Genomic DNA, 5,274 nt, shown 5'->3' on the forward strand with positions numbered 1-5,274 from the left:
GGCGAATCCGCCCTGGTGGGAGGCTTGGGAACCGTGATGGGCCTGGAGGGCGCCGGGGCGGGCGTCGCCACGGGGGCGTCGCCGTCATCCAGCAAATCCTTGAGGTCCGCGAACGGATCCGCCTCATCCGGAGGGGACGGCATGTGCGCTTCCCAGGTTACCGGCGGCGGGGGGTTTCCACCAGTTACGCGACGTCCCCGCCGTCGCTTCGCCTGCCTGGCGGGAGGAAGGCGGCACGGTCCGCTCGACGCGAGGGGCGCCGGGCGTTAGCCAATGGGGCAAACATCACACCTCACACACCTCGCCTTGCCTCCCCGGGGGGGCGGTGACAGCTTCGGACGCTCCCTATGGCCATCCGCTACGCCCTGCCCAACGGTCTCACCGTCGTTTTCGAAGAGCAGCACGCCGCCAAGGTCGCGGCCTTCCAGGTCTGGGTCAAGGCCGGCAGCGCGGACGAGCGGCCCGACCAGGCGGGGCTCGCCCACCTGCACGAGCACATGCTCTTCAAGGGCACGGAGCGGCGCGGCCCCGGTGAAATCGCCCGCGACATCGAGGCGCACGGCGGGGAGATCAACGCCTGGACGTCCTTCGACCAGACCGTCTACCACATCGTCATCGCCAGCCAGTTCGCCCGCACGGGCCTGGACATCCTGGGGGACGCGGTGCGCCGCTCCGCGTTCGACAAGGACGAGCTGGCGCGCGAAATCGAGGTGGTGTGCGAGGAGATCAAGCGCAGCTCCGATTCTCCGTCGCGCCGGGCCTCGCGCGCGCTGTTCGCCACCGCCTTCCAGACGCACCCGTACCGGCTGCCCGTCATCGGCACCGAGGAGAGCGTGCGCAGCTTCACGCGCGAGAAGGTGCTGGAGTTCTACCACCGGCACTACACGCCCAGGAACCTGGTCCTGTCCGTCGCGGGCGACCTGCGCGAGTCGGAGCTGCGCGAGTGGGTGGAGGAGATTTTCGGCGGTGACTGGGGCCGGCCCTACGCGGGCCCGGTGGAGCGTCCCCGCGACGCGGCGCCCACCGGCCGGCGCATCCACGTGCAGACCGAGGACGTGAAGGAAGCCTACCTGCACCTGTCCTTCGCCATCCCGGAGCTGGAGCACCCGGACGTGCCCGCGCTGGACATGCTGGCGATGGTCATGGGCCAGGGCGAGTCGTCGTGGCTGGTGCGCGAGGTGAAGCACCGCCAGCACCTGGTCAATGACATCCATGCCTCCGCGTACACGCCCAAGGACCCGGGCATCTTCTCCGTGGGCCTGACGCTGCCGCCGGCCCAGGCGACGAAGGCGCTCACGCAGACGGCGCGCGTGCTGGAGGCGCTGCGCACCACGCTGGTGCCGGAGGAGGAGCTGCGCACGCTCAAGTCGGCGGTGGAGGCGGAGTCCGTCTACCGCAAGGAGACCGTGCAGGGCACCGCGCGCAACCTGGGCTCGTACCAGACGAGCCCCGGCGGCCTGGAGTCCGAGGCCCGCTACATGGAGCACATCCGCGGGCTGACGCTTGAAGACCTGCGCCGCGTGGCCCAGAAGTACCTGCGGCTGGAGCACGCCGTCGTCACCGCGCTCGTGCCGCCCTCCGCGGAGCTGACGGAGGCCTCGGTGAACGCCGCGCTGGACGAAGCGGCCAAGAGCCCCGGCATCACGCCCCCGGAGCGCGCCTCCCGGCCCGTTCCCCCGGATGCCCCGGCGCGTCCGGCCCGGAGCACGGCGGCGTCCGCGCGCTCGGAGGTGTACCAGGAGAAGCTGCCCTCCGGCGCGACGCTGGTGGTGCGCGTGGAACCCCACGTGCCGCTGTTCTCCATGCGCGCGGCCTTCACCGGCGGCCTGCGCTACGAGACGAGCGAGGACAACGGCATCACCACGCTGGTGAGCCGCACCCTCACGCGCGGCACCACCACGCTCAGCGCGGATGAAATCTCCCAGCTGAGCGACATCTACGCGGGCAACGTCAGCGCCCAGGGCGGCCGCAACTCCGTCAGCCTGAAGGCGGACTTCCTGTCGCGCTACTTCGAGCCCGGCTTCCGGCTGTTCGCCGACTGCCTGCTCAACCCCGCCTTCCGCGAGGAGGAGGTGGCCCGGGAGCGCTCGCTGCTGCTGCAGGACATCCTCACCCGCGAGGACAAGCCGTCCAGCCTGGCCTTCGAGCTGTTCGCGCGCACGCTGTACCGCGAGCACCCGTACCGGCTGCCGCTCACGGGCGAGAAGGCGTCGGTGGAGAAGCTGGGGCCGGATCAGCTCCGGGCGTACCACCGGCAGCACATGGACCCTTCGCAGATGACGCTCAGCGTGGTGGGCGACGTGCGCGTGGAGGAGGTGCGGGCGCTGGCGCTCGAGTCCTTCGGAAAGGCGCGAGGCGGCGCGGTGGCGCCGAAGCAGGTGCTGCCGGAAGCGCCGCCTTCGGCTCCGCGCACGGAGAAGAAGGAACTGGCGCGCGCGCAGACTCACCTGGTGATGGGCTTCCAGGCGGCCCGGTTGACGGACCGGTGGCGCATCACGCTGGACGTGCTGTCCACGGTGCTGTCGGGCCAGGGCGGCCGGCTCTTCGTCGAGCTGCGCGACAAGCGCTCCATGGCCTACAGCGTGAGCAGCTTCTCCATGGACGGGTTGGATCCGGGCTACTTCGCCGTCTACATGGGCACGAGCCCGGAGAAGGTGGACGCGGCCGTGGCGGGCATGCGCAAGGAATTGGAGCGCATCCGCGACGAGCCGATTCCGGACGCGGAGCTGGAGCGCGCGAAGCAGCACATCATCGGCTCGTACGAAATCGACCTTCAGCGCAACAGCGCCCGCGCGACGCTGCTCGCGCTGGACACCTGCTACGGCGTGGGGCTGGACAACTTCCTGCACTACTCCGAGCACGTGGCGAAGGTGACCGCCGCGGACGTGCAGGAGGTGGCCCGCCGGGTCATCGACTTCGACCGCGTGGCCATGGCCGTCGTGGGGCCGTAGCGACACGGCCGGGGTCGGGGCTGACGTGCGTGGGAGCGCCCAACGGCGCTTCCACGCCGCACCGGCTGGGGTAGAAGGGGCGCATGTCCCAGACCTACCTTTCACTCACCGTGGATATCGCGGAGGAAGCGTCCGAGATTCTCCAGGACCTGCTCCACGAGTCCGGCGCCCTGGGCCTGGAGGTCCGCGACCACGAGATGCCCATCATGCCGGGCGTGCGCGCGCCCTCCACGGGCGAGGCCATCGTCGTCGCCTACTTCGAGGACCGCGACAGCGCGGAGGCCGCTCGCGACGCGGTCGCTGAATCCCACCCCAACGCGCGCATCACCCTGGACGAGCAGCCCCAGCAGGACTGGAGCAATGAGTGGAAGTCGCTCATCAAGTCCGTGCAGGTGGGCCGCCTCTGGGTGGGGCCGCCCTGGGAGGCGGAGAACGCGCCCAAGGACAAGCTGCGCATCGTCATTGAACCGAAGATGGCCTTCGGCACGGGGGACCACCCCACCACCGCGCTGTGTCTGGCCGCGGTGGACGACTTCATGGCCACGCACCCGGGCGCGAGCGTGCTGGACGTGGGCACCGGCACGGGAGTCCTCGCCATCGCCGCGAAGAAGCTGGGCGCGGGCACCGTGGTGGGCACCGACAACGACCCGGTCTGCGTGGAGCTGGCCCGGGAGAACTGCACCGACAACGCGACGCCGGACCTGGACGTCTCCGAGCGCGAGCTGACGCAGGTGCCGGGCACCTTCGATCTGGTGCTCGCCAACATCCTGGCCAACACGCTGATTGAGCTGGCGCCCCTCATCGTCGCCAAGGCGAAGGATCGGCTGGTGCTGGCCGGCGTGCTCGCGCACCAGCGCGTGGACGTGGAGGCCGCGTTCCGGAAGCTCGGGTGCACGGTGCTCGCGGGCGCGCAGCAGGGCGAGTGGGTGCGCATCGATTTGCAGCGCTGAAAACAAAGGGGGGTCGGGTCGCGAACGGTGTCCGCCAACCCGACCCCTGCCTTGGACTCGCGAGGCTTTCCCCCTTGACCTCAGGACCTCGCGACTCCCGCCGTGTGCCGGGAGTCATTGCAGTCCGCGTGCCCGCATCGCCCCCAGATGGAGCGCAGGGCCTGGGACGCGGGGTTGTAGCGGGACGGGTTACGGGGTGTGCGGCGCGTGTGACCTTCCACGCTACAGCCGGGCTCCAGGCCTGGGTTTGGACCTCACGCGAAGCCGAGTGAACCGGCCGCGCGCAGGAAGCCCACCACTTCGCCCCGGGTGTTGAAGAGGCGCGGCTCCGCGTGGTGCTCCAGGCCCGCCATGGGCAGCGGGATGCCCTGCTGTTCGGCCACGAACCGGAGCACCGTGAGGAGCGCGGGCGCGGCGCAGCGGGCATCGCCGTCCTCCACCTTGAGGGCCACGCCCAGCCGGGCCCGGGGCAGCGCGGCGCAGTAGACGCCCTCCGCGCCAATCTTCACCACGGCCTCGCCCTGGAAGGCGGTCATCAGCTCCGTGCACGCGCGGCCCCTGCCCGCGACCAGCTCCGGGTGCGCCAGCATCGCCTCGCGCAGGCGGCGCGCGGACGGGTCCTCGGAGATGCCGAAGCGGGCCCACGCGGTGGCCATGGCGCGCAGGGGCAGGCCGAAGCACACCGCGAGGCACCCATCCACGCCCTTCACCAGCGCGTCGCGCGGCAGGCCCGTCCACTTCGCGATTTCATCCTGGATGCGCTCCTGCACCGGGTGTCCGGCGCTGGCGTAGCCCTTGGGGTCCCACCCATGGTGCCGGGCCAGCGCAAGCATGCCGGCGTGCTTGCCGGAGCAGTTGTTCCACCGGGGCGTGAGCGCCACGCCCGCGCGCAGCGCTTCCTCCGCCACGGTCTGGGACAGCGACGGATGCGGGCCACATGCGAGCTGGTTCTCTTCACAGCCGGAGGCGCGCAGCATCTGCATGGCGAGCGCGCGGTGCACGGGTTCGCTGGAGTGGGACGCGCACGCCAACGCCAGCTCGCGCGGGCCGAAGCCGTAGCGGTCCGCCGCGCCGTCCTGCACCAGCGGCAGCGACTGGAAGGGCTTGGCCGCCGAGCGCCAGAAGGTGACGCGGTCCGGGTCTCCCGCCGCCGCGACGAGCGTGCTCTCCGCGCTCACCACCGCGACGGAGACGACGTGGAAGGATTCGACGAAGCCGGAGCGGGTGGACTCGATGACGAAGGTGGACATGGGCGTGGCGGCCCATAGCAGGACGGGCATCCGCGTGTCCTGCCGCACCGGGACCCGCACCCGGGGGACGTGTCCGAAAAAGGGGACTGTCTCTTATGCACATCTGACGCTGCCGACGAACTC

The 5,274-nt window shown here is 70.9% G+C and carries 3 protein-coding genes; 2 read left to right on the top strand and 1 reads right to left on the bottom strand.

What is annotated here, in order from left to right; translation table 11 throughout:
* Positions 1-347 precede the first annotated feature (347 nt).
* Together D7Y13_RS38085 and D7Y13_RS38090 are read left to right on the top strand one after the other, a co-directional pair.
* Complete coding sequence (locus D7Y13_RS38085) at positions 348-2,951, top strand: M16 family metallopeptidase (protein ID WP_120585743.1); 2,604 nt, start codon at positions 348-350, stop codon at positions 2,949-2,951.
* Positions 2,952-3,034: 83 nt separating this feature from the next.
* A complete protein-coding gene (locus D7Y13_RS38090) occupies positions 3,035-3,901 on the top strand; it encodes a 50S ribosomal protein L11 methyltransferase (protein WP_120537391.1) in 867 nt (288 codons plus the stop codon).
* A 254-nt stretch (positions 3,902-4,155) separates the two neighbouring features.
* Here D7Y13_RS38090 and D7Y13_RS38095 read toward each other — a convergent pair whose 3' ends face one another.
* A complete protein-coding gene (locus D7Y13_RS38095) occupies positions 4,156-5,181 on the bottom strand; it encodes an asparaginase (RefSeq protein ID WP_120585744.1) in 1,026 nt (341 codons plus the stop codon).
* Between the last annotated feature and the right edge of the window lie 93 nt (positions 5,182-5,274).

It is taken from the genome of Corallococcus praedator, assembly GCF_003612125.1.
In the GTDB taxonomy this organism is placed as follows: domain Bacteria; phylum Myxococcota; class Myxococcia; order Myxococcales; family Myxococcaceae; genus Corallococcus; species Corallococcus praedator.

What these genes read in the sequence shown, in the direction of transcription:
- D7Y13_RS38095 (WP_120585744.1), bottom strand. Translation starts at nt 5,181, where the DNA reads ATGCCCGTCCTGCTATGGGCCGCCACGCCCATGTCCACCTTCGTCATC.
- D7Y13_RS38090 (WP_120537391.1), top strand. Translation starts at nt 3,035, where the DNA reads ATGTCCCAGACCTACCTTTCACTCACCGTGGATATCGCGGAGGAAGCG.
- D7Y13_RS38085 (WP_120585743.1), top strand. Translation starts at nt 348, where the DNA reads ATGGCCATCCGCTACGCCCTGCCCAACGGTCTCACCGTCGTTTTCGAA.